The organism is Woeseia sp. D3-10 (assembly GCF_055809415.1).
This window is the reverse complement of record NZ_JBVVTW010000007.1, coordinates 2,748,826-2,773,739: the sequence shown is the minus strand read 5'-3', so window position 1 is coordinate 2,773,739 and position 24,914 is coordinate 2,748,826. Positions and strand designations below refer to the sequence as shown.

Here is a 24,914-nt window from a genome sequence, read left to right as displayed (position 1 = left end):
CAGTAGTCTTTTTCCGCTGGTAATTGACTAACGACGTAACCGATGACTATGCGGCCTCACCGCCCGTGATCCACTTATAGAGAAGTAACGCTATGTCAAAGTGTTCGCGCTTTCATCATGCTTTGTCTACTGTCACCAGTCCCAGCCTGGCTGATGATTCAGATATGGCCTTCACGAACAATGTGAATTTTGCTCTTTAGCAGAGAGCGATCAACACTTCGTGCATCCAGCTGTCGAGCAGCACAGATGACCAGTAGCGACTACACACTGTACGAGGAATAGGGTTTAACCACGGTCGTTAAGCTTTCAGCTTACTTTTCTGGTTTTCAATTGCGGAATCGTGTCTGTCGATTCGATAACGAGTATTGAAAAAGCCACGCGCAGAATCGGGAACCCCACTGTGAATACCTTCAGTTAGCACCACGCAACAACGTCGCAGGCTGCAAGCGCAGACGGCGCAGGAAATAGCGGGCGCCCATACTTAATGCAAAGCCGCTCGTCCCCGCCGCTGCCAGGAACCCGTACATGACCAGGTCGTCGGTTGGTAGTTTCAGCCGGAGTACGAGCAGCGGGTACGCGATTGCCGAACCCAGCATGACAGCAACAATGCTGGTCACCAATCCCAGTAACAAGTATTCGAGCTGCAGACTGCGGTGAATCGAACTAAGCCTTGCACCGAGCGAATGCAGCACTGTGGCATCGTAGATCAACCGGTTGCGGCCGGCCGCCATGACACTGACGAGCACCAGAGCGCTGGCCAGCAATGCCGTGCCGGCGACGACGGACAAAGCAGCGGCCACCTTGCCGAGAATGCTGCGCGCTGATTCAAGCAACGCAGCCGTGCGCACGGTAACCACCGTCGGCGCAACTGCGGCGATTCGCCGTTGTGCCGCGATGGCCGTGTCGTCATCTGCAAACACTGCACCTACATGGCGGTGCACGTAGCCATCAAGGGCACCTTCGGACACGATGCCCTCGAACCAGAATCGGGTTTGTATTCCTTTCTGGCTGAATACGGCGTCCAACTGCAGGTCGAAGGTACTCCCCGATACAGTCATCGTAAGGACATCACCAACGGTGACTCCGAGTTGCTCGGCTTCGCGATCTTCCAGCGCCAACCGCGCAGGTACAGGCGTTGTTTCCGTCCACCATTGGCCAGCGACAATAGTGACATCGTCGATGTTGTTCGCCGAATAGCTGAGATCGTATTCTTCCTGCACAGCATTGCGTTGCCGTTCGCGACCTGCCGGCGAGCGGCTGCCGAGCGCCACACCGTTAACCGCCATTACTCGCGAACGAACCTGGGGCGTGGTTTCAACCCTTACCTTGTCACTGTCCGATTTAATTGCATTGACGACAGCATCGAGTTGATTGTCGAGCACGTCGTACAGAACGAGCGACGGTGATTCAGCGGGTATGGTGCTGTTCAGCGTGCGCAGCAGCGAAGAAACAATCATCGTGCAAACGACCAACAGCGTCAGCGCAGAACCCAGCGACAGCAACATGGTCCGCAGCGGCGCACCGGGTCGGTGCAGGTTGGCCAGTGCCAGGCGCCATTCGAACCGCTTTGCGAGCAACGGGCTGTCATCAATATGCTTTGCCAGACGCCGGGTGCCACGGACGATTACATCAAGCAGCAGCAACAGAACGCCGACCGTCACAACGAAACCCAGTGCGAACAACTTGTCTGGCAGTGCGGCAAACACCATGCCGGCGAGCAAGACAGTGACGATTGCCGTCGTCAGCAGCCAGCGCACAGGCAGACTCACCAGCTTGTTGCCCATACCGCGAAACAAGCTGGCCGGATCAACGGTAGTCGCCCGTCCAACAGAAGGCATAGCGAACACGAATGCGGTCAGCAAGCCGAAGACCAGCCCCGCGACTACGGGCCAGACGAGACTGCCAGCGGTAGTCGCCAGTGGCAGTTCACCGGCAACCACGGCAGCTCCCGTTAAGGCCAGGCCACCGCCTAACACCGCGCCCGCGAGACTCGCAGCACTGCTCATGATGGCAACCTGCAACAGGTAGATCGTCGCCACACCTTTTTCCTTCAGGCCCAGCGCACGCAGCGTGGCAATGGTTTGGCGCTTGCGTTGCAGGTACGCCTGAATACTGTTGAAGACACCCAGCCCACCGATGAACAGAGTGCTGAGCGCGATGATCATCAACCCGGAAGCCAGTTGCCCGAGGCGCTCAGCGATGCGACGACCACGATCTTCGAACGTTCTGACCCGCCAGTTTGCATCGGGAAAAGCCGCACGAAATTCAGCGCGCCACGCCACTGGATCAACGTCGGTGCGTATCCGGTAGTCGTAATCCGCGAGACTGCCTGTGCCCATCAACCCCGTGGACTCAAGCGCTTCTTCCGCCAGCAGCACCGGCGCGCCACGCCATTCGGCATTCAAGGCCCGATCCGGTTGATTCATTACCAGCGCCCGCACACGCATGTTTTGCGAGCCAATGAACACTTCGTCACCGACACCAAGGCCAAGGCGTTCTGCCAGCACCGGATCGATGGCCACACCCCATTGGCCATCGACCTCCGCCGTGGCGGCGGTCAATGGCATCTCCGGACTCAAGGTGAGCGTTCCGTACAGCGGATAGGCAGCGTCCATTGCCTGCAATTCAACCCGCAGAAACTCTCCACTGTCCGTGCCCAGCATGGTGTCGACTTCCGTCACCAGTGAGACGTCACCGCGTTCGCTGACCCACGTCAGTACGTCGTTGGGGAGCGGCTCGTTGCCATCGATCTCGAGATCGCCACCGAGCAGCTGCCGTGTATCCGCAAGCAAGCCGTCGTTAATCAGTCGGTACAACCCGCCGGTTGCAACGATGAGAGAAACACCCAGCACGAGGCAGGCGCAGAACACCCATAGCGACGGACCGCTCGCCCGCAGGTCGCGCCAGGCGAAACTAAGCAGGAAGTGTCGGGATCTCGACTTCATTCAATTTGCCGTCGGTAAGGCGAAAAATGCGCTGGCAGCGCTTCGCAATCTCGTTGTCGTGCGTGACCAGCACCATTGTCGAACCCGTCTCCTTATTCAGTGAAAACAGCAGTTCGATAATCTTCTCACCGGTTTGTACGTCGAGGTTACCGGTAGGCTCGTCCGCCAGCAGCAAGCGCGGGGTATGCACAAGTGCCCGGGCGATGGCGACTCGTTGTTGCTCGCCACCGGACAGTTGCGACGGATAGTGGCCTTCCCGGTCAGCGAGACCAACACGGTTCAGTATCGCGCGGGCGAGTTCGCGGGCCTTGTCACGCCCGGCGATTTCAATCGGCAGCATGACATTGCCGAGCGCCGTCAGGCTGGGCACCAGGTGGAAGGACTGAAATACGATACCGAGGGTGTCGCGTCGAATGTCGGCCAGATCATCGCCATCAAGCCCCGTCATTTGATGACCGCCAATTTCAATCGTGCCGCTTTCCGGCTGTTCCAGCCCCGCCAGTAGTACCAGCAACGTTGTCTTGCCGGAACCTGACGGTCCGATAATGGCTACCGTTTCACCGTCTTCGATGGACACGGTGACTCCGGATAACACCTCGAGCCCTCCGGCATCGTCCGGATAAGACATTCGCAATTCGTTGGTTTGGAGCATGCTTTCGCCATCAGCCAGGACGGCCTAACGATACAGTTCCTGAGTTGCGAGGTCACGGCGCTTTACAACGTTTGGCGTATCGCAAGACCATCGTTGACAGCTCACCAATAGCGGGTGCTCAGGCGCGGTAAGGGAATAGAGAAATCCGGTATCAGGTAAATACTGATCGCCGTGCGGACAGAACGAACGTTACAGACTTCATAACGAGCCATGCCGATAAAGTACGCTCGCAATCGACTGCACGTGACCCTGACAAAATCGCACGATTCGGCTCATAACTACTCCGGGTGCTTCGATGCGTTCTGTACGGTCTGCACCAGCACAGCTGGTCTGACAACTATCGCCAGTCAGTCCATTGCGTCCTGGCTGAATGTTTCCCAGCCACCGCCGAGCGTGTCGAACAGTGCGACCAGCTTGGTAATTGAATTGGTTTCGGAGATGATCAGATCGTCTTCGCTGGCAATCAGTTGCCGTTCTGCATCGACAACAGCCAGGTAATCCTCTTCGCCCGCATCAAACAGGTCTTTCGCCAGCGCCACTGCTTTTCGCCGGCTTTGCACGCCTTTCGCCAGTCGTTGTCGCGTCTCCAGCTCCTCGGCGTAGCGCGACAAGGCCGCTTCAGCATCGCGCAACGCTTCGAGCACGCTTTTCTCGTACTGCGCGAGCGCCGCAACACTTTCGGCCTCCTGCAATTCAAGCCGGGCGCGAATGGCACCACCATCAAAAACCGACCACTGAAAAAATGATGCCAATGACCAAACGCCAGCACTGCTGTTCGCAAGATCGCCGAATACCCGCGCCTGCGAACCGATATCGCCGGTCAGGAAAAAGCTCGGGAATAACTCGGCTGTTTGCGCGCCAATATCGGCAACGGAAGCAGCAAGCGCCCGTTCGGCTGCTCGAATGTCCGGGCGGCGCCGCAAAATGTCAGAGCGCAAGCCCACAGGCACCATGTCAGGAGGAACGGGCAGCGGCTGCACGCTTTCCATCTCTGCCAGCAATGCTTCGGGTGGCCGACCCAACAGAACGGACAGCGTGTAGATAGTGACCTTGAGCTCGCCTTCCAGATTGGGGATGCGCGCATGCGTCAGTTCGTACTCGCTCTGCGCACGCGACAAATCAAAGTCGCTGGTTTCTCCAACTGTGAAGCGATCCCGAACGACATCGAAGGTTTCTTTCAGCAGCTGCGTGCTCTGCTTCGTGTTCGCAATGCGTTTCTGCAAGCCGCGCGCCTCATAATAGGTACGCGCAACATCCGACAGCGTCGATTGCATGACGTCCTGATAATTAGCAATAGCGGCGCCAACGCGTGCGTCAGACCCTTCGAGTGCGCGTCGGTTGGCGCCGAACAGATCAATCTCCCACGATGCATCAAACCCGGCATCATAGGTGTTGCGAATCTGGCCACTGTTAAACGAGCTGATGGCCGCGCTGGACTTGGTCCGACTACCTCCTACAGAGGCACCAATACTCGGCAGAAGGGAACTGCGCTCGATCTGTCGTAAAGCACGCGCGCTTCGCACGTTGGCCATCGCGATATCCAGGTCTTTATTGTGCTCGGCTGCGGTGGCAATGAACTGCTCAAGAAGCGGATCTTCGAATACGTTCCACCACTGCGTGTTGATCGCGTCTGACGATGTGACCCTGGTGCCGGCTGAACTCTCTTCGTGTGACCACGTATCCGAGTATTCCTCAACGGGCTCGGCATACTTCGGCCCTACAGTGCACCCTGCCACGCCCAGTGCGGCGCATGCCCAAAACAGTTGTCGAATCATGCGGGAGCGCCTGCCTGCCGGTTCTTGTCCTGAATCTCGAGTTCGCGTTTCACATCGCTGGGCGAGCCGGTGTTGCGTGCCAGTATGTCGTAGGCCACCGGCACGATGAAGACAGTGAACACCGTTGCTGATGCGACACCGAACAAAATAACGACACCAATTGCTACGCGGGATTCGGCGCCAGCACCAGTAGACAGAATCAATGGCAGCGATCCGGCGATCGTCGTGATACCCGTCATCATGATCGGGCGCAAACGGATCTGTGCTGCCGTAATCAACGCCTCGCCAAATTCCATGCCCTGATCGCGCAGTTGGTTGACGAACTCAACAATAAGGATTCCGTTCTTCGCCGCCAGGCCGATCAGCATGATCAGCCCGATCTGGGTATACACGTTGAGTGAATTGCCGGTAATGAAAAGCCCGGTAAGCGCACCTGTCATGGCGAGCGGGACCGTCAGAATAATAACGAGCGGGTGGATATAGCTTTCGAACTGCGCCGCAAGCACCAGGAACACAATGACGAAGCCGAGCATGAAGACAAACATCAGCGATGAGCCACTGGTTTGGTAGTCCAGCGACTGGCCTTTGTAGTCGATGGTCACATCGCCCGGCAGGTGCAAACGTACCAGTTCACGCAGATGATCGAGCGCATCACCCAATACATAGCCATCGGCCAACCCGGCTTCAAGCGTTATGGCGCGCACTCGGTTGTAGCGGTTCAGATCGCCCGAGTCCGCAAACTCCGTGATAGTAACCAGGTTGGATAGCGGGATCAGTTCACCGGTATCGGAGCGAACGTAAATATTCTGCATGTTCGTTGGTGTGCGCTGAGAGTCGCGCTCGCCTTCCAGAATAACGTCGTACTCCTCGCCGTTATCGATATACGTGGTCACGCGACGGGAACCGAGCATCGATTCCAACGTTGTGCCTATGATCTGGCTGCTGACGCCGAGATCCCCGGCGCGGTTCTTGTTGATAGCAATCTTGAGCTGCGGCTTGGTTTCTTTGAAGTCGCTGTCAATGTCCGTTAGCCCGGGGTTGTCCTCTTCGATTTTCTCTATCAACAGATCGCGCCACTGCGCCAGCTCCTCGTAAGTGCCGCCACCCAATACAAACTGCACGGGTTTTCGCGTACCGCCGCCGAAGCCCTGCCGCATAACCGGAAACGCCCGCACGCCGGGCAAGTCCGACATGGCCTGAGAAATCTCCGCCATGACTTCGTCGGCCGGTCGGCGACTGGCCCAGTCATTCATAACACTGATAACGATGCCATCGTTGAATGTCGTTGAGTTACCGAAGTTGCGCGGCGCTCGCACGATCACGCGATGCAACTCCTCCGCCTCGATATAGGGCAGCAGGCGCTGCTCAACTTGCTCCATGTACTCTTTGGTGAATTCAAACGAACTGCCTTCTGGCGCATTAACCATTAGGAAAAATGCACCACGATCTTCTTTGGGTGCGTATTCGGAAGGCAAAGCGTTGAAGAGAAAGAACGACAGCCCTGCCACGCCAGCAAACCCGGCTATCACAACTGAATTCCGTCGCAGCGCCCAGGTCAGCGCACGACCGTAGGCCGCCGAAAACCTGTCGAACAGGCGGTCCACCTGATTGTGAAACCTGCTCTTCTCCGCCTTTCGCAAGACCTTGGAGGCAATCATCGCGCAGAGCGTCACGGCCACGAAGGTGGAGAAACTCACCGCTGCAGCCATCGTGATGGCGAACTCGGAAAACAGCCGACCCAAGTCACCTTCGAGGAATGTAATGGGTACGAATACCGCGACCAGAACGATAGTGGTTGCAATGACAGCGAAACCCACCTGCCGCGTACCGTGGAACGCTGCAGACAGCGGTGGCTCGCCCTCTTCTATTCGCCGATAGATGTTCTCGAGCACAACGATAGCGTCATCCACAACGAGTCCGATCGCCAATACCAGTGCCAGCAAGGTAAGGAGGTTGATGGAGAATCCAGCCAGATTAAGCACGATAAACGTCGACACCAACGAGACCGGAACGGTGACGGCGGGGACAAGCATCGCCCGCCAGCTGCCGAGAAAAAGGTAAATCACACTGACAACCAGGAACATTGCGATGGCAAGTGTCTTGTAGACTTCAGCGATAGCGCCGCGAATGAATACGGACGTATCGTAGGCAGGAATTATTTCCATGCCGGGCGGCAGGTTCGGGCTCAGTCGGGCGGCAAGCTCTATCGCGCCTTGTGCGACTTCAACCGTATTGCCTTTGGATTGCTTGATGATGCCGAGTCCAACCATTGGCAATCCGTTACCGCGGAACAGCGTACGGGTTTCGACAGCCTCTTTCTCGACACGCGCCACGTCGCCCAGCCGGACCAAATAGTCAGCTCGTTTGGCAATAACCAGGTTCTTGAAGTCTTCCGGCGTGCGGTAACCGCGTTCAACGCGAGCCGTGAATTGAACCTTCTCCGATTCGATGCCACCGGCCGGCAGCTCCACGTTCTCCGTTCGCAGCGCTACTTCTATGTCCTGCACGGTCAACCCGCGCGCTGCGAGCTTGTTGCGATCAACCCAGACTCGCATAGAGTATTCCAGGCCACCGCCAATGCGCACGCGCGCGACACCAGGAATTACGGAGAAACGGTCTTGCAAGTTGCGCTTGGCGTAGTCGGTTAACTCCAGCAAATCCATGTTTTCGTTGACCAGATTCATCCACAGGATGACGTCGTCGCTGGAGTCGGCTTTCTGGATATCCGGTGGGTCGGCTTCCTCCGGCAAGTTGTCAACGATGCCGGATACACGATCACGAATGTCGTTGGCAGCGTCCTCAATATTACGGCCGATATCGAATTCGATATTGATCCTTGAGCGCCCGTCCGATGACGTAGAGGAGACGTACTTAATACCTTCGACGCCGGAGATGCGATCTTCAATAGCCTCGGTGATGCGGGTCTCAACGACATTGGCGGCGGCGCCGGCGTAGCTGGTATCGATCGAGACAACAGGTGGGTCGATGTCCGGGTATTCACGCATGGACAATTTGGAGTAGGACATCAGGCCAAATGCGATCAGCAGCAATGAAAGCACTGAGGCAAAGACAGGCCGCGTGACTGATAGATCCGACAAAACCATGTTATTGCCCGCCAGTAGTCGGTTTCTGGGTCAACAAATCTTCCAGTGATTCGTTGCCGGTTTGCTCCGCAAGGATGCTGACCGGCATGCCATCACGAAGCTTGATAATTCCCTGAACCACAACCTTATCGCCTTCGTTAAGGCCGGATAGCACCTCTATGATGCCGGGTTTTCGGGCGCCCAATTCGATACTCCTTTGCCGGGCAATGGTCTTGCCCTGGTCTTGTTCGATGACATAGACGTAATTTCGGTCGGCGCGCTTGATCAGCGCCTCTTCCGGCACCAGCAATGTCTGGCGCGGGTTCTTGTACAACGTGATGCTCATCAACAACCCTGGCTTCAGGATGTGATCGGGGTTGGGGATGATCGCCCGTACGATAACCGTGCGAGTAACCGGATCGATACGGGAGTTAACCGTGGTAACGAAGCCTTCGAACTGTTGATCACCAAATGCTTCGATGGTCCCGCGTACCGGAAGGCCGGGTTTGAGGGTCGCCAGAAATACTGATGGCACATCGAAATCGATTTTTATCTGACTGAGATCGTCGATGGTTGTGATCTGGTCGCCCGGTTGCACCAGCGTTCCCACGCTGACTTGTCGCAGACCCAAAATGCCGTCGAACGGTGCAGTGATGTCGTAACTCGTCAATGTGGCCTGAAGGGAATCCGTAACCGCCTGGGCCTGTGCCAGTTGCGCGGCTCGCTCTTGCAAGGTGGCTATAGGCAGGGCACTGGTACCACTAAGGCCTTGCGCCCTGCTATACGAGTTGCGGGTTTCGTCGGTCACCGCTTGCGATGCACGCAGCTCCGCTTCTTCCTGCCTCTTATCAAGCGAAAGCAGAAGATCACCTTTCTTGACCGCTTGGCCATCGTCGAAATGGACAGCCATGACTTTTTCCGATCGATCCGCGGTAATTACTACCGACTCATTCGCTCTGGTAGTGCCCAGTGCCTCGACCTGATCAGAAAACTCACTGCTAACAACCGGAGCAACGATGACCGCCGTTGGGTTCTGTGCACCTTCTCTTTGCCCGAAAGATTGGGCACTGGAAAGCAACAACGTTACAGAAAGAAGCAGCGTCGAATTTCTCATTGTCTGGGATAGCCTTGAATTTCTAAGAACCCGACGTCTTGGGTTCGAGTACTGAATGCAAGCAATGTTCCGACAGTGGAACGGCCTGGAGTATGGGTCAATCAAGTTTTTATACAGTAATGCCCAAACTTATAATACGGCCCCCGAAAAGTCAGCTAGCGGGTAGCTGGGCAATTAGAATAAAGGGGAGAAGCTCGGCCTGCGTAAAACAAGCCGTACAGTCCAATGCACTGATTACATGCGATTTTTAAGAAAGTTTAAGAAATGACAAGAAGCCGCAGAAAAGCGGGCATGGCGTCGAGCCGGTTTTCTCACTTGCGACCCCGGCGTTTACTGATATTCAACACTCGTCGGCGAGTCGCGCCTGTTGTCGCGATCGTTGAGTTCGTCCCACTTTTTCTTTCGCGGATCGTAAGTGCGGACTTTGGAATCTGCTGAGTCGAGAAAGATTGCGGCGACAATCAACTCATTCGAAGCAGCAGGCAAGGATTGCAACGCGGAAACCACTTCAATCCCGATAATTTGAGGTTACTCGTCAAGCATCGCCGCATACTCAGCACCTCTGCTGCGGATCATGTCCTGGTGACTACGTGTGTAGACATCTGCCTTGCGTCGAATCCGTGCCGTACGCCTTGCGAGAGCATTGCTCAATCGCTGCCCCTGAACTCAATTAACGCACCCTAACGCGTCACCCGCTACTTCACCGATAAGTCGTTCCGGCCCGTCCTCGCTCAACAGACGTTATGCGGAGCCCGAAATCAGGGCTCCAAAAAGTACCAGCCGTCCGCCGGCCTATGCCCTTGCGGGGCATTCGCAGAGTCGTGGTAGAAGCGATAAACCGGCTGGCCCTTGTAGGCCCATTGCTTGGCACCATCCTCCCGCTCTATCACGGTCCAGTCGCCGATGGCCTGGTCATTGTCTTTGGCGGCGAGTGGCGGCCAAGCGAGTGCGCACCCTCCTGTACAGTTCGACTTTCCGGGTGCGTCCTTCTCATAGACGTAAAGCCGCACGTTCGTGGTGGCGTACACGTATCGATACGTACCGTCCTGGATCTGCTGTAACGCAACTTCACCGGGAGACGATAAATTGGACGGCGGTTGCTCCGAAGCAGTCGCCGTGGAAATCACTATAGCCAATAGAACGCCATTCAGCAGGGCGAGGATTTTTGTTCGCATGTTCTTCTCCATCAACACGATGTAGCTCGAAAGCAAGAGACCAGCGGAGGTATTGTATCAACAAAATCCGATTAGACCTGAGGTGGCCACGGTTTAGGAGGGAAACTCCGATTGAGTGTAGAGTACCCGGAGGAAGCGTCCGGCAAACGCTGGCCACCTCACTTGATACCAACTGCAATAGCGCCGCGATATACCGTGCGTCCTGCTTGAGATTTTCGGCACAGTGGAGAAAGCCAATTCAGAGGGCGGCAGACTCTCTCTCGGTAGCCGCTTCTTGCAATAGCTGTAACAACGCCGCTTTATCCCGATACAGGTCTTTGGACATCGTTGCCGCACCCAGCGACTTCGCTTCGGTTGAAATATCGTCGGGCAATGTCGCTGCCGAGCAAAGAAAAACGCGCGTGCATTTCAGGTCGGCTTCTAGCGCAAGTTCTTGCAGCAACTCCAGCCCGGTTTGTCGCGGCATGCAATGATCAATCAGTAGAATATCGCTTCCGTGGCGATGCAGGTACTTGATGGCCTCACCGCCATCATTGAAACACGTAAGTTGAACCGACGTATTCCGCAATCGGCGTGCAATAAGCTCCAGCGTAAGTTCATCGTCGTCGACAACGACAATACGGATCTTCATTGAGTTGGCTCACCGGCCGGGATTTTGGACAGATTCCAGAATGACTTGAGCGTTGCCAGTGCGTCGTACATGGCTGAAGTGGCAATTGGTTTGACGATGTAACCACATATATTAAACCGATAGGCTGCAGCAACATCTTCCTGTCGATCCGAGGTGGTCAGCACAAATACCGGCACGTGCGAAATACTGGTGTCTGCCCGCATAACCTCGAGAAACTCGATGCCATTCATTCTCGGCATATTCAGGTCCAGCATGACAATGTACGGCCAAGCGAGTTTTTCCATGCCATTAGTGCCACGCAAGATATCGAGTGCCTCATAGCCATCGACCGCGCTAACGATTCCGTTAGGAATTCCCAAGCGCTTGAATCCTCGCTTGATCTTCTCCACATCCAGCTCATTGTCATCGACGACAAGAAATGTTGTCTGGTCACACGACATCTAGTTCACCGCCAATGAAAATGATTCTTCGGCGGGCACTTGCCTCGGCCACTGGAATGAAAACGTCGTGCGCTTGCCAAGTACCGACGAGACAAAAATACGGCCACCCAGCGCTTCGACAGATTTCTTGACGATAGATAGACCGACGCCAGTGCTTTCAATCCGGTCTTTCGGCTGTAACGTTTGGAAAACCTCGAATATACGCGCATGGAATTTCGGATCGATTCCAGGCCCGTTATCGGTGATAGAAAATTCGTAGAACTTGCCGTGGGTCTTGCAAGCTATTGTCACCGTTGCACTTTCATGATCCGGATTGTACTTGAACGCGTTTCCGATCAAGTTATTCATGACTTGCTCGAAGCGCACGCGGTACGTCTCGAAGACTGGCAGCGGCCCTTCAACGATCAACTGGTCCGGGCGAATATTTAACTCAGCCACTATCGATTGAAGCAATGGACCAAAACTCACTGTGTCCAACTGCTCCGGATGCGCGCCGACACTGGAGTAGCTCAGAATGCCATTGATCAGCCGGTCCATACGCTCGGTTTGCTGTCGCAAGCGCAACAGGTTCCTCTTTACGTCTGGGTTGTGCCCGGCATCCGCCAGATAGTCCTCAAGGTCCTCCTGCAGATACTCCGTAAGATCGGTGATACCGCGCAATGGGGTCTTTAGATCATGCGACGTCACGTACGCGAAGCTTTCAAGCTCTGAATTTGATCGGGACAGTGCATCCGCTTTTCGTTGCAGTTCAACGTTCATGCGGTCAGCGAAACTCAGCGTTCTTCTACTGGCCCGCGTCAGTATCAGAAACATCGTCAACAGCAAGACATTGATCGCGATACCGCCAATCAAGATGAACAGTGGTTGATTGTTGGCGGTAGAGCGGCGAAAAGAACTCGTCGTTTGAATATTGAATTCCCATATCCGACCGTACAATTCGATGCTTTCTTTCTTCGCGTACATCGGCTTTGGATCGAACTCCGGCTGCCCTTCCATGTTTTCGTCATACAGAACGTTTCCGCCGTCGGACATCGAGAACCGGACTCGACGGCGCTCCTTCTGAAGCGTTCCGGCGATCAGTTTTTTGATGACGAATGGTGCATACACAAGGCCGATGAAGTTCTCACGCCTAGTGGTTACGGAGTCCGAATTGTTGTTGTGGTAATAGGGGGTATAAAACAGAAAGCCTGGCGTTTGCCCGTCATCCTGCACCAGCACGATTGGACCGGTGATTTGCGATTCGCCACTATCTCGCGCGTTTTTCGCAGCTGTGTAGCGGTTTTCTTCGTGCGCCATATCGAGGCCGACAGCTTTTGCATTGGGTAGCTCCGGCTCGATGTAGTAGATAGGCATCCTGTCATCGCCACTGTGCTCCGGGTGCACGCGATAGTCGGGACGCTCACGACGCTGTTCAGCGATATGCTCTCCAATCTCGTCTCTTGAAAAACTGCCAATTACGCCGATACCGCTAATTCCGGGATACTTGGTTTCGATATGCAGACTTTCAGCAAACGTTCGCCACTCAGAGTGAGTCATCGAGCCACCGCTGGCCCCGATCGCAGCAGCGCCACTTAGCAGCGCGTCCTCGTAGCGCAACATGCGCTCCTTAACCAGTTCAACGACCTGAGTCGCTTCCCGTTCGAACTGCGTCCGGCTGTTTTCCTCGACCTGCGACTTCGAAAGATGCCAGGCAGCGATCGTCATCATTACCGACGCAATGACGATAAACCAGTGCGACCAGTGCAGCCGCCCGGCATTCGCCAGTGACTGGCGCTCCCGACTCAGCGAGTCCAAAATTACTGTGGTTGACTGCATTGATCCCCGGTCTCGCTACCATTGTCTTTGGACCTCATTCGTCCGATCCGGTCTTCGAGCAGAGCTATCGCGCTGTCTAGGTATTCCATGCAAGGGTTCAGATCTTCGTTGACCAGATTAGCAACGGCAATGCGAAACTCTGACGGCAGCTCAGCTTCGTGCTTGTCAAAAAGCTCGCATAGTTTTTCGACCGCGCTGTTCACTTCGCCAGCAAACCCTTGAATGTTGATGAGAGGCCCACGAAGGTCATGAGACGTTCTGTAGGTAATGCTTGTGTCATTCGAGTTCACTGTACTGGACCTCGTGCAGGGCTACTGAGACGGCTACTGAATGTCGCTACCGATGACATTGGACGAGTAGAGTGACATCTCTATCGCATCGGCTAGTTCCGTCGCATCAAATGGTTTTTCGAGAAATGCGGCAGCACCCATCTTCATCGCGCGCTCCTTCAAGCCCTGCTGTTTGTTGGCGGTGATGAATATGATCGGCGTCGAAGACGTCTGCAGGAGCGACTGAAGGCGCTCGGCAACCACGAAACCATCGCCGCCGGGAAGGTTAATATCGAGCAAGACCACGTCAGGCTTGCACTTGCGCGCCTGCGCCACAGCGGATACGGCATCGGCGGCAGATGCCACTTCATAGCCCATCGACTTCAGGCGAATTCCGATCGCCATCGTAATTTTCTTGTCATCTTCGACTAGCAATACTGTCTTCATTCGAACATCTCCGGTTTTGCGGGAAGGGATCAGGCGACGGGCAAGCTGAAGGCGAAGGTACTACCCTTGCCCTCGACGCTCTCCGCCCAGATCTTCCCGTTGTGCAAAGCAACGATTTCCTTTGCGATTGTCAATCCGAGGCCCAATCCGGCACCCATGTATTCATCACCTGAATTGCCTACTTGATAGAGCCGCTCAAAAATTTGCGGCAGGTCTGTTACAGGAATTCCACAACCCGTATCTGTTACGGAAATCTGGACCACCCGATGCTCGGGGCGATGCGTAATTTGCAACGTAATCTTCCCGCCCGGGGCGGTGTATTTGATCGCGTTGCCAAGCAAATTCGACAGGACCTGAATAATTCGATTGCCGTCGATTTCGAGCAAAGGCAAAGGCGACTCGATTTCGGTGAGGAGTTGCAGATCTCTGGCTTTTGCCGCGGTCGCCATAGACGCCAGGCAACGAGTCACTACACCTTCGAGCGAGCCAAGTTCCTTGTTCATCGTAATTTTGGCGGCGTCGAGCCTCGTCATTTCAATGAGGTCGTTAAAATGCGACTTGATCTGGTCACAGCTTTCGAGCGCGTAATGCAAAATTTCTTTCTGCTGATCCGTGACCGGCCCCGCAACGCCGTCCAGCACAATTGCGACAAACTCGCGCGCAGCCGCCAGAGGCGTCTTTACTTCGTGCGACACGCTTTGATAGAAGCGCTGAATTTCATCGTTCTTGGCTTGCAGTTGTTCATTGGCGGCCTGCAGGTCCCTGCCCTGCTTGTTAACCGACTTCTTCAGTCTGCCTTTCTCAACGGCGTTGTTAATCGCGCGTGCGAGCGATTCGGCTGAGACCACTCCCTTGGAGAGAAAATCGGTAGCACCGGCCCTGACCGCCTCGGTCGCTGCAATCGCACCGTTACCGGCAGTCATAATGATTGTCGGTGGGGCTTCTTCAGATTCAGCGTTGGTCAGGTTCCTGAGAACCTGAGTGCCCATCAGGTCGGGAAGAACGTAGTCAATCAGAATGCAGTCAAATTCTGAATGTTTGTACTGTTCGTAGGCATCGGCCGCACTGGTCACACCGACTACCTCAAAGGTGGTCGTGTCGTTTCGAGACAGATAGCGTTTGCAAAGGTGCTGATAGGCCGGGTCGTCGTCAACAACCAGTACGCGTACGACGTCGCGGTCGAAGCTCGCCTGTGGCGTTGGCGATATCGAATCGAGTTGTAACTCAGTATTCATACTTTGCGTATCGGCCTCGCACGGTAATTCTGTAGCTCACAGCGAGCCCGAAATGCCTTGTGTTGAATTGTGCTGCGGAAGTGTTGATCAGCCGCTCGAAGTCATCACAGGGCCCAGTAACGGTTACCCCTGACCATATACTTTGTCGAACAGCATGAAAAAGGGGCGGGCGGGCGAAATCCCTCTGTTCTCCCGGCATCCTCTATCGCCGACGTTATCGGCGATTAATGCGGTAATTCTCCCGTATTCTTGCCGAAACGAGGACCGATTCGGTCACATTACGGGAAGTGTGCACCCCAGCGATTCGGCCGATTTCTCACGTTCGCGGTCGATGGCAACCACAAATTGACCCTGGCAAGCGCAATCAGGACGGCCACACAACGAGCGCCGGGCCGACCTATTTCAGCTTCGGCCTAATACCGACATTGAGATCTGCAGCTGCTGTGGTGAGTCTGTCAGGTTCATTGTGCGGCCGCGGTAACCCGCCACACCGTATTGCCCACATCATCGGCCACCAGCAGCGCGCCACTTTTGTCCAGCACCACGCCGACTGGCCGACCGTAGGCCTCGTCGTCGTGCAGGAAGCCGCTGACGACGTCTATCGGCGGCCCGGATGGATTCGCGCCATCGAAGGGTACGAACAACACCTTGTAGCCGCTGCGCGGCTTGCGGTTCCACGAACCGTGCTGGCCAATGAACATACCGTGCGCATAGCGCGGCGCTAACGTCTGCCCGTCGGAGGCAGCGAGGCCCAGCGACGCGGTATGCGAGCCTAACGCGTAGTCGGGTGTCAGCGCCTTGGCCACCAGTGCGGGCTGCTGCGGCTGGACGCGGTCATCCACGTGCTGTCCGTAGTAACTGTACGGCCAACCGTAAAATCCCCCATCACTTACCGAGGTCAAATAGTCGGGCACCAGGTCACCACCAAGTTCGTCGCGTTCGTTGACCACCGTCCACAACACGTTCGAGCCGGGTTCCCAGGCCATGCCGTTCGGGTTGCGCAGGCCGGTTGCGAATTCGCGGTGACCGCTGCCGTCGCTGTTGACTTCCCATATGGCCGCACGGCCTTTTTCGGCTTCCATGCCGTTTTCACCAATATTGCTGTTGGAGCCGACCGTCACATAGAGCTTGGAGCCGTCAGCGTTGGCGATAATATTCTTCGTCCAATGATGGTTGATTGGCCCGCCGGGCAACGCCACCAGTTGCTGGGGCGCGGCGTCGATACGAGTGTCACCGTCGGTGTAAGGAAACATCAACACGGCGTCGGTCGCTGCAACGTACAGCTGCTGTCCGACCAGCACCATGCCGAACGGCGAGTTCAGCTGGTCTATGAACACCGTACTCAGATCGGCCACACCATCGGCGTCCGTGTCGCGTAACAGCGTGATGCGGTTGGCGCTGGGGTAGCCTGATCCGGCCTTCTTCATCACCTTGCCCATGATCCAGCCGCGTAGCCCGTTGCCATCGTCGGGCTTCGGAGGTGCATCAGTTTCAGCCACCAGCACGTCGCCATTCGGCAGCGTGTAGAGCCAGCGCGGGTGATCCAGGCCGCTGGCAAAGGCCTTGATTTCAAGGTCACTGGCCACTTGCGGCGTCTCCCCCATCGGCCAGCCATGAGCGTCGGCGATGTGCACGGTGGGGATCAGCGCATCCTTCGGCGCGGGCAACACCGGGGTGGGGCCATAACCGGCATCGATTGGCAGCGTCGCGTTGTCGCTGCACGCGGTCAGCGCGAGTGCAGTGACCAACAACGGCAGTACCGCTAGCCATCGGTACGACCAGTTAATGCGTGACCATAGCGTCGCTGTTCGCGTAGCGTTGTTTGCACGGGTCTTCGTCATAGCAGTGATTCCTTACGAGGGCCTTGCTTTCGCGTTGGACAAAGTGTCGTCGGACTCGATCTCAGCGCGCACTTGTCCATATGCCATCATCGCAAACAACACGCTGCCGCCTACGATGTTGCCAAGCAGCGCGGGAAGTGCAAAGCCACTCATTGCCTCGACCCACCCCAGCTCGCCACTGAGCAACAGCAAATAGGCTTCGAAGCTGCCGACGACGATGTGGGCGAAGCCGCCCACGCCGATCAGATAGGTCATCATAACCACCACGTGAAATTGCGCTGGTCCGGCGCCCGGCATCAACCACACCATGGCGGCCATCAGGTAGCCTGCGCCGATGCCTCGCAGCAGCATTGACCAGAAGTCATGCGCCATCGCGTGCCGGCTGATGAGTTGCATCTGTTCAAGCAGTTCCGGCTCGAGCACCTGGGTCAGTCCGAAAAACAATGCAGCCAGCCCCGTGCCGATAAGGTTGGCACACAGCACGATCGCCCACAGCCGCGCTGCACGGCCAACGTTACGTCGCGTCGGCTCGGCCATCAACGGCAGAATTACGGTGATGGTGTTCTCAGTGAACAACTGCTGGCGCGCCAGCACCACCATCACGAAACCGACCGGATAGCCCAACGCGGCCACCAGCTCGCGCCACGGAGCATCGGGAAGATGTTGGCGCAACGTGGCCTGGGCAAACAGCGAAAAACTGAGCGATAAACCAGCCGCTACGCCGGACCACGCCAACGACCATGGCGGACGCGACATTTCCTCTTCGCCATTGCGTCGGACCGTCTCGTAGATGACCGGCGTCGGCGGCGTCGTCGATTCTTCGACACGGTCGGCTTCGCGCTCGATCTCGGCGGTGTCAGATTTGTCGATGTCGTCCTCTCTGGTCGATCTAACAATCAGGCGCCGATGCGCAACGCGCCGTCACCAACGCGTACGCAGCCAGTAGCCAGGGCCTTCAATTACATCTGTCCCCGAACTGCTTGTTCGACAATTCCGAACTCGGCAGCCTCACGCTGTGGCATGGCGCTTTGCCGAACGTGCAGACTTCACGTCCGCCACCGTAAACATCGGAAAAGCTCGCACCGGAGGGACCCGCTCTATGCGACGACTTTCCGTCGTTGATGAGCTGGGAAAGTGCAGCAACGGCGATCATACGAGGGCGATGAATGAAATATTGAGGATGATAGAACCCGCATGCTGCTCATTCCGTCCGCTGGCGAACATACAGGCGCATCGATCAGATCAACGCGTGATCAAGTGATCAGTGGTCAACAGCAAGTTAGCCTGAACGCTGTGTCGCAAGTCGCGGCCATGCGGCTCCAATATCGCCGTCCTATGTGCGGCAGCGGACTGTGCTGGAGGTTGGCAGTGAATAACATGCTTGTGAAGTGAATAGTTACAAAGCTTACAAGACCCGATCGGCCGGTCCCTCTAAAGGATAAAAGTGATGCTCAACACCATCGCTGTTGTTCTTTAACTTATACAGGCACTTTGCTTGGCCACTCTAATTACGGCAGGGGGCCTGCGACACGTCTTGCTTGTTGTCGCAATTATCATGGCCGTTTACCAACTCACTGGTTGCCGCAGGGTCACTTTAAGATTGCGACACTAAGATGGAGGCACGTTGTGCAGGTTCAGATAAACACCGATCACAATATTCAGAATGACGAAGCGCTGGCCGTATGGATCACAGGTGTCGTTGAGAGTTCCCTGGCCCATTCGAGCAATCACATCACGCGGGTTGAGGTTCACTTGAGCGATGAGAATGGTGGCAAGAGCGGCCAGCACGACAAGCGCTGCATGATGGAGGCTCGACTCGAGAGGCACAACCCTATCGCCGTCACTGACCACGCAGAAACGCTGGACAGGGCAGTTAATGGTGCTGTCGGAAAATTAGCTCGAATGATTGAAAGTGCCGACGGCCGTGCCGCTGATCTGAAAGCGCCGCTAAGCTGACGTTGAGCGGTAACTAAATTCAAAATCGTGATTTTTCTGTGAAAACTCGACGGGAAGCACCAATGACAATTACCACTTTGCTACCGCGCCACGCGGCACCTGCTCTCGATCTCCCGCTTGTGGGAGGCAAGAGATTTGTATTGGGGGCCGCCCCCGCAGAACACTTTGACATGCTGTTATTTTATCGCGGACTGCACTGCCCAATTTGCGCAAAATACCTCGCAGATTTTGAGAAATCTTCAAGTGAGTTCGCCAGCCGTGGCGTGCAGATCACGGCGATAAGCACGGACACCGAAGAGCGCGCCACAAAAATGGCAGAGAAAGTTAACGGCAGTGGCGTAAAGATTGCGTATGGACTGAGCTTGCAGGATGCACGTCATTGGGGGCTCTTTATTAGTGGCTCACTCGGCAAGACCTCCTTGGGTATTGAAGAACCAAAACTGTTCAGTGAGCCGGCTGTATATCTGATAAAGCCAGACGGAACGCTCTACTACTCGGCGGTTCAATCCATGCCGTTTGCACGACCGTCGGCGCAAGACCTCCTGGCCGCCATCGACTTCGCCATTGCGAAAGACTATCCGGCGCGTGGCGAATACCTGGGCCCTGTTTGATAACTGTCTCGTGCAACAGCTACTCTTGCTGCAACTTCGGTCAGAAAATCACTCGTAGGATGTGACCGCTTTCGTTTCGTAGTTGGCTGATCCGGATTCCGAATGCATGAGAGGACAGGCGCCAGTTATCGAAAGCGGAATCGTCTATTGCTGATGCCGCCGCGCTGTTGACTCTGTTACGCAAAAGTAATCCTCGCTCACCCGGCTTGCTACTTGTGATAGCGGTGCCGGATCAATCCCAAAGAGGGGTACATCATGACTGATTTCACGAATCTCAACGCTTTGTTCATCAACACGTCGCTGAAGAAGAAAGCGGAAGACAGCCATACGCGATTGCTGCTCAGTGCCTCCGCTGAGATCATGAAAAAGAACGGCGTTGCAGTAGAGTTTTTGCATTTGGCCGCACATGACGTACCACCGGGCGTCTACCCGGATATGACAAAGCACGGGTGGGCAAACGACGAATGGCCGATGATCTGGGAGAAGGTCAAAGCGGCCGAAATTCTCATAGTGGGAACTCCGCTTTGGCTGGGAGAAGAGAGTTCGATCTGCCGCATACTGATCGAGCGGTTGTACGCTATGTCTGGCGAGCTCAACAACAAGGGGCAGTCGATTTACTACGGAAAGGTGGGCGGCTGCGTCATCACCGGGAACGAAGACGGAATCAAGCATGCGGCCATGACTATCGGGTACTCGCTAAACCACTTGGGGTACACAACGCCACCTCAGGCGGATTGCGGGTGGATCGGCGAGGCGGGACCCGGGCCCTCCTACGGTGACGCGAAGGATAGTGGCGGACGTGTAGGCTTCGACAATGACTTCACGCAAAGAAACACCACCATCATGACCTGGAATTGCATGCATCTTGCTCGGATGCTCAAAGAGTCTGGTGGTATTCCGAACGAAGGTAACAACCGTGAGGCCTGGAAAGCCGGCGAGCGTTTTGGTTTCGAAAACCCGGTTGAGTAGACGCGGTAACAGGACGCTGCACCCGTCAATCTTTTCTTCACAGGCCGATAAAATGCGTCCGCTGAATTATGCGGTGCCGAAGTCGCACTAACCGCCCCCGTTCGAGAACACTCTTCGCGACGCTGGATAATCCTTGAATTAGGCCGCGCTGCTCGCACCGGCGGCGTAGCGAGCTTGTCCTTCCTCTTCGCAACAGAATCGTTCCGACGCCCGGTACGTGTGGGCTAGCGAACAGACACTCTGGTCGATGGACGCTAAGGTCGATAGCCGTGCCGGTTTTCGGCAGTTGTCCACCTATGGGAGACCGATCATGCATACAGTTAGCCGCACCTCGCTTCAATTTCCTCTCGCATACCTCCTCGCCGTGATAATCGGGATGGCATCGTTCGCCGTCTCGGCAGCGGATATGGATGTCACGCTCAGCGGCGACCAGGAAGTACCGTCGGTTACCACTATGGCTTCCGGCGAAGCACAGTTCACGGTAGACGATGACATGGTTCTATCGGGCAGTGTCAAGACAACAGGTATAACCGCAACCGCCGCACACATTCACGCGGGCGCTGCGGGAACCAACGGACCGGTTGCGATTTCGCTGATGATGAAGGGCGAAAACGAGTGGGTCGTGCCTGCCGATACGAAGTTGACCGCTGAGCAGATGACAGAGCTCGAGGCCGGCCTTATGTATGTCAACGTGCATAGCGCTGAACACAAAGGCGGCGAAATCCGCGCCCAATTGCAGTAAGCACACACAACGCTATCTGGACAGTTCGGAGCCGACGAAGCCAGATATGCCTTGAGTGCTCGACAGCGACTGTCCGTGCGCGTGCGATAAGGCCGTGGGGAAAACCGAGGCCCCGCGGTTTGGGGTCTGGCGTCGGCCACTGGGTCACGTAAAAGGATATCTCTCGTGTCGTTAGCGATCCTCTTGCCGCCTGACGGTGTCTTCCTGCATAGAGCAATACGAAAACCCACAATTACCAGACGCATAGCTGGGTAGAAACTTCATTTTTGCTAGCGGTAATTGTGGGTGTTCTGTTAGTTGCTTAATAGTTATTGCCTATAAACAGACGCTTTGCTTGGGTCCGAAAATCCGGGCCTCAATAATCACCAACTGTCAGCCCATCTCTACCCTTGCGGGTCATTCGCAGAATCGAGATTTAAACGATAATCCGGCTTCCAGTTGCAAGCCCATCGCCTCACACCTCTTGCCTATAACGGCCCAGTCGCCGATGGCATGGTCACTCTATCCAGCTATAACGGGCCCAGTCGCCGACGGCTTGATCATGCTCTCCTGCTACGAGTGGTGACCACGCGAGCACGCACCCTCCTGTGCAGTTCGACTTCGCGAATGCCTCATTCCAATAGAAAGTACGCCACACATTCATGGTGGCGTACACGTACCGATACGTATCGCCCTTAACCTGCTGTAGCGCAAATTCACCTGGCGACGACAAATCGGAATGACACCTACTATTGACGGTCGCAGAACGGATTGGAACCTACCGCTGTTGCCAACGCCGTTACGCGTCGAAACAGGAATCAGTTTTAACTTGAGAAAGAGAACAGGTAAAAACGGACCTGACACTTTTTCTGAGACTCCGCATCGGTAGATCGGCTGCAGGTGGCTTCGATCCAACAGAAGAACAGCGGCGGTGTGACCGGCCGTACAAAATCTATACAATTTCAACGGCACAACCCGACGCGCCGGGCTCGTATGACTCGTCATCACCCGGAAACCAAAACACGGACAACAAAGAGAATTTGCAGATCGACATGACCCGCTTACACCGAATATGGACTTTGAGTGCTTTGCTACTGATTACATCGACAGCTGTTGCTCAATCTCAGCTGGAACCTATGAACGCGGGTCAGTCAGGAACCGACGCGACGAAACGGGAAGCGGATTCCACGATTGTCTACAGCGCGCAGTTTTTCGCGCCCTACAACCCGGTCACGGCCAATGACATGCTCGATCGCATTCCCGGCCTGTCGCTGGATGACACAGACGACAGCGGTGACCGGGGTCTTGGTACGGGCGGCAACGTGTTGATCGACGGCCAGCGTATCGCGGGCAAAGAGAACTCGCCGCGTGATTTGCTCGATCGCATCAGCGCCAGCGACGTCGAGCGTATCGAGATCATTCGCGACACGTCCGGAGATCTGGACGTGCGCGGCGCGAACCAGGTAGTCAACATCGTGCTAAGCGATTCCGCCTCGCGCTCCAGCACCCAGGCGGAGTTGATACTGCGTCTGAACCACGACGACACCTTCGAGGCCGGTGCCTCCGCTTCCCTCAGCCGCCAATTCGGCAAGTTGCAGGCCCTGTTCAATCTCGAGGCGAACCCGAACTTCGAGAACCGCGAAACCCGCGAGACCCGGTTCGCACCGAACGGCGACGTCATCGGCACGCTGTTCGAGACCAACATCCGCGATCAGGACAATTTCCGGTTCTCCAACAACATGAGCTACAACAGCGGACCGCACCGCATGCAGCTCAACACACAGATTAGCGACAACAGCTATCCGCGCCCGATTCACCGTGACTTCGTCGATGTCGTGAACAGCGAGACCTTCACCCGTGTTGAGGAGGAACTCATCGACAACACGGAGAAGAATTGGGAAGTCGGCGGCGATTATGAGTACCGCTTTGCGAACAACTCCCGCCTCCAGTTTCTGTTTATCGCCAACGAAGATGTGAGCGACAGCGTGCGGGAACGTTTCGCGTCCGCGCCGGCCGACCCCACGGCAGAGCTAAGCAAGAACCTTTTTATCGAATCCAACGAAACCACGACCGAACGCATTGTTCAGGGCAACTACAGCTTTGCGTTGGCGGATGACCAGAGCCTTCGCTTCGGGCTTGAGCGCGCCGACACACGACTCGACTCCAGCCTGTTCATTGGCAGCGCCGGGGGAACCGAGCCGCCGTCGGACCGTTTCGGTGGCCTGCCGCCGATACCGGCGCTGAACAATCCCGGCACGGAAGTGAAAGAGATCCGCTACGAGGGTTTTGCCTTTCACAACTGGACACTGAACGAGCGCATGAACCTGGAAAGCAGTCTCGTGTACGAGACATCGGAAATATCCCAGAGCGGCGCTGTGCGACAAGTCCGTGATTTCGACTTCCTGCGTCCCTCCGTAGACTACCGGTTCAACATCACCGACAACTTCCAGTTGCGTGCATCCATACGCCGCAATGTATCGCAGCTCAGTTTCGCCAACTTCGCCGCGACCGCCAACGAGGACGATCGCGACCGCAACGCTGATGCCGGGAATCCGGAACTCGTGCCGGAAAAGGAATGGAACTACTCCGTGGAGGCTGAATACCGGCTGCCCGAAGACGCGGCGGTGTTCAGCGTCAACCTGTTCCATGCCGACATTGAAGATTTCATCGGCAGGATCAATGCCACAACCGATCCCGGCATACCGCTGTCCGCGATCGGTAACATCGGGCGGGCCGAGCGCCGCGGCATGACCATCAATGCCAGCACCCGCCTCGGCTACTGGAACTTGCCCGATGCCATTGCCTCGCTGGAAGTCGCCTTGACCGATTCCAGCGCCACCGACCCTTTTCTCGGCACCGAGCAGCGCATCGACGGCCGCGGCCAGGCCGAATTCGAATTCCGTCACGATGTGCCAGGCTTGGGACTGAGCTACGGCATGGAATACCGTTACCCCTTTGTTGGCGGTTATTACGAGATCGACGTCGCCACGATCACACGCAACGACGATGCGCCGTACCTGAATCTTTTCGTCTCCAAGGTCTTTTTCGACGACGTCACCTTTCGCCTGGAGTCAAACGACACGCTGGACGATTACCGTTGCCGGGAGCGCCAGCGTTTCAACGGCACGACGATAGACGGCGCGCTTCGGCTTATCGAAGACTCCTGCAGCAGCCGCTTCCGCCGCCTGATACTGACGGTTCAGACGGTGTTTTGATTAGACGGCCGGGTGGGCGT

19 protein-coding genes are annotated in these 24,914 nt (G+C 56.0%); 5 read left to right on the top strand and 14 right to left on the bottom strand.

What is annotated here, in order from left to right; all coding sequences use genetic code 11:
- Positions 1–410: 410 nt before the first annotated feature.
- From AC0L8N_RS12695 to AC0L8N_RS12630, 14 genes are all read right to left on the bottom strand, one after another.
- Positions 411–2,945 carry an ABC transporter permease gene (locus AC0L8N_RS12695; RefSeq protein ID WP_473668049.1) on the bottom strand — a complete coding sequence of 845 codons (2,535 nt, stop codon included), beginning with the start codon at positions 2,943–2,945 and terminating at the stop codon, positions 411–413.
- Positions 2,914–3,597 (bottom strand): ABC transporter ATP-binding protein, encoded by a 684-nt coding sequence (locus AC0L8N_RS12690; protein WP_473668048.1) that lies wholly within the window; start codon positions 3,595–3,597, stop codon positions 2,914–2,916. The genes AC0L8N_RS12695 and AC0L8N_RS12690 overlap by 32 nt, the downstream gene beginning before the upstream one ends.
- Positions 3,598–3,944: 347 nt before the next feature.
- A complete protein-coding gene (locus AC0L8N_RS12685) occupies positions 3,945–5,372 on the bottom strand; it encodes an efflux transporter outer membrane subunit (RefSeq protein ID WP_473668047.1) in 1,428 nt (475 codons plus the stop codon).
- The gene (locus AC0L8N_RS12680; protein ID WP_473668046.1) at positions 5,369–8,476 is read right to left on the bottom strand and encodes an efflux RND transporter permease subunit; all 3,108 of its coding nucleotides are present in this window, start codon (positions 8,474–8,476) and stop codon (positions 5,369–5,371) included. Before AC0L8N_RS12680 ends, AC0L8N_RS12685 begins: the two co-directional genes overlap by 4 nt.
- Before the next feature lies 1 nt (position 8,477).
- Positions 8,478–9,569 (bottom strand): efflux RND transporter periplasmic adaptor subunit, encoded by a 1,092-nt coding sequence (locus AC0L8N_RS12675; RefSeq protein WP_473668045.1) that lies wholly within the window; start codon positions 9,567–9,569, stop codon positions 8,478–8,480.
- 758 nt (positions 9,570–10,327) lie between these two features.
- Complete coding sequence (locus tag AC0L8N_RS12670) at positions 10,328–10,756, bottom strand: COG4315 family predicted lipoprotein (protein WP_473670153.1); 429 nt, start codon at positions 10,754–10,756, stop codon at positions 10,328–10,330.
- A 226-nt stretch (positions 10,757–10,982) separates the two neighbouring features.
- Complete coding sequence (locus AC0L8N_RS12665) at positions 10,983–11,375, bottom strand: response regulator (protein ID WP_473668044.1); 393 nt, start codon at positions 11,373–11,375, stop codon at positions 10,983–10,985.
- Complete coding sequence (locus AC0L8N_RS12660) at positions 11,372–11,815, bottom strand: response regulator (RefSeq protein WP_473668043.1); 444 nt, start codon at positions 11,813–11,815, stop codon at positions 11,372–11,374. Before AC0L8N_RS12660 ends, AC0L8N_RS12665 begins: the two co-directional genes overlap by 4 nt.
- On the bottom strand, positions 11,816–13,630 hold the full coding sequence (locus AC0L8N_RS12655; RefSeq protein ID WP_473668042.1) for a sensor histidine kinase: 1,815 nt from the start codon (positions 13,628–13,630) through the stop codon (positions 11,816–11,818).
- Positions 13,612–13,920: a hypothetical protein gene (locus tag AC0L8N_RS12650; RefSeq protein ID WP_473668041.1), complete on the bottom strand. Its 309-nt coding sequence runs from the start codon at positions 13,918–13,920 to the stop codon at positions 13,612–13,614. The genes AC0L8N_RS12655 and AC0L8N_RS12650 overlap by 19 nt, the downstream gene beginning before the upstream one ends.
- A gap of 33 nt (positions 13,921–13,953) precedes the next feature.
- Positions 13,954–14,346 carry a response regulator gene (locus AC0L8N_RS12645; protein ID WP_473668040.1) on the bottom strand — a complete coding sequence of 131 codons (393 nt, stop codon included), beginning with the start codon at positions 14,344–14,346 and terminating at the stop codon, positions 13,954–13,956.
- Positions 14,347–14,375: 29 nt separating this feature from the next.
- Positions 14,376–15,581 carry a sensor histidine kinase gene (locus AC0L8N_RS12640; protein ID WP_473668039.1) on the bottom strand — a complete coding sequence of 402 codons (1,206 nt, stop codon included), beginning with the start codon at positions 15,579–15,581 and terminating at the stop codon, positions 14,376–14,378.
- 461 nt (positions 15,582–16,042) lie between these two features.
- Positions 16,043–17,338 carry a PQQ-dependent sugar dehydrogenase gene (locus AC0L8N_RS12635; RefSeq protein WP_473670151.1) on the bottom strand — a complete coding sequence of 432 codons (1,296 nt, stop codon included), beginning with the start codon at positions 17,336–17,338 and terminating at the stop codon, positions 16,043–16,045.
- A gap of 96 nt (positions 17,339–17,434) precedes the next feature.
- Positions 17,435–18,214, bottom strand: a complete 780-nt coding sequence (locus AC0L8N_RS12630) for a formate/nitrite transporter family protein (protein WP_473670149.1) — start codon at positions 18,212–18,214, stop codon at positions 17,435–17,437.
- Between the two features lie 834 nt (positions 18,215–19,048).
- Between AC0L8N_RS12630 and AC0L8N_RS12625 the strand changes: the two genes are divergently transcribed.
- The 5 genes from AC0L8N_RS12625 to AC0L8N_RS12605 all read left to right on the top strand — a co-directional run bounded on the left by AC0L8N_RS12625 (position 19,049) and on the right by AC0L8N_RS12605 (position 24,894).
- Positions 19,049–19,378 (top strand): HPF/RaiA family ribosome-associated protein, encoded by a 330-nt coding sequence (locus AC0L8N_RS12625; RefSeq protein WP_473668038.1) that lies wholly within the window; start codon positions 19,049–19,051, stop codon positions 19,376–19,378.
- Between the two features lie 62 nt (positions 19,379–19,440).
- Positions 19,441–19,989 carry a peroxiredoxin-like family protein gene (locus tag AC0L8N_RS12620; RefSeq protein ID WP_473668037.1) on the top strand — a complete coding sequence of 183 codons (549 nt, stop codon included), beginning with the start codon at positions 19,441–19,443 and terminating at the stop codon, positions 19,987–19,989.
- Positions 19,990–20,244: 255 nt separating this feature from the next.
- Positions 20,245–20,958: a flavodoxin family protein gene (locus AC0L8N_RS12615; RefSeq protein WP_473668036.1), complete on the top strand. Its 714-nt coding sequence runs from the start codon at positions 20,245–20,247 to the stop codon at positions 20,956–20,958.
- A 310-nt stretch (positions 20,959–21,268) separates the two neighbouring features.
- Positions 21,269–21,700 carry a CHRD domain-containing protein gene (locus tag AC0L8N_RS12610; protein ID WP_473668035.1) on the top strand — a complete coding sequence of 144 codons (432 nt, stop codon included), beginning with the start codon at positions 21,269–21,271 and terminating at the stop codon, positions 21,698–21,700.
- Between the two features lie 1,031 nt (positions 21,701–22,731).
- Entirely contained in the window at positions 22,732–24,894 is a 2,163-nt protein-coding gene (locus tag AC0L8N_RS12605; protein WP_473668034.1) for a TonB-dependent receptor plug domain-containing protein, read from the top strand.
- Positions 24,895–24,914 lie beyond the last annotated feature (20 nt).

Excerpts from the sequence above, each read along its gene's own strand:
- AC0L8N_RS12695 (WP_473668049.1), bottom strand. The coding sequence starts at position 2,945 with ATGAAGTCGAGATCCCGACACTTCCTGCTTAGTTTCGCCTGGCGCGAC.
- AC0L8N_RS12690 (WP_473668048.1), bottom strand. The coding sequence starts at position 3,597 with ATGCTCCAAACCAACGAATTGCGAATGTCTTATCCGGACGATGCCGGA.
- AC0L8N_RS12685 (WP_473668047.1), bottom strand. The coding sequence starts at position 5,372 with ATGATTCGACAACTGTTTTGGGCATGCGCCGCACTGGGCGTGGCAGGG.
- AC0L8N_RS12680 (WP_473668046.1), bottom strand. The coding sequence starts at position 8,476 with ATGGTTTTGTCGGATCTATCAGTCACGCGGCCTGTCTTTGCCTCAGTG.
- AC0L8N_RS12675 (WP_473668045.1), bottom strand. The coding sequence starts at position 9,569 with ATGAGAAATTCGACGCTGCTTCTTTCTGTAACGTTGTTGCTTTCCAGT.
- AC0L8N_RS12670 (WP_473670153.1), bottom strand. The coding sequence starts at position 10,756 with ATGGAGAAGAACATGCGAACAAAAATCCTCGCCCTGCTGAATGGCGTT.
- AC0L8N_RS12665 (WP_473668044.1), bottom strand. The coding sequence starts at position 11,375 with ATGAAGATCCGTATTGTCGTTGTCGACGACGATGAACTTACGCTGGAG.
- AC0L8N_RS12660 (WP_473668043.1), bottom strand. The coding sequence starts at position 11,815 with ATGTCGTGTGACCAGACAACATTTCTTGTCGTCGATGACAATGAGCTG.
- AC0L8N_RS12655 (WP_473668042.1), bottom strand. The coding sequence starts at position 13,630 with ATGCAGTCAACCACAGTAATTTTGGACTCGCTGAGTCGGGAGCGCCAG.
- AC0L8N_RS12645 (WP_473668040.1), bottom strand. The coding sequence starts at position 14,346 with ATGAAGACAGTATTGCTAGTCGAAGATGACAAGAAAATTACGATGGCG.
- AC0L8N_RS12640 (WP_473668039.1), bottom strand. The coding sequence starts at position 15,581 with ATGAATACTGAGTTACAACTCGATTCGATATCGCCAACGCCACAGGCG.
- AC0L8N_RS12620 (WP_473668037.1), top strand. The coding sequence starts at position 19,441 with ATGACAATTACCACTTTGCTACCGCGCCACGCGGCACCTGCTCTCGAT.
- AC0L8N_RS12615 (WP_473668036.1), top strand. The coding sequence starts at position 20,245 with ATGACTGATTTCACGAATCTCAACGCTTTGTTCATCAACACGTCGCTG.
- AC0L8N_RS12610 (WP_473668035.1), top strand. The coding sequence starts at position 21,269 with ATGCATACAGTTAGCCGCACCTCGCTTCAATTTCCTCTCGCATACCTC.
- AC0L8N_RS12605 (WP_473668034.1), top strand. The coding sequence starts at position 22,732 with ATGACCCGCTTACACCGAATATGGACTTTGAGTGCTTTGCTACTGATT.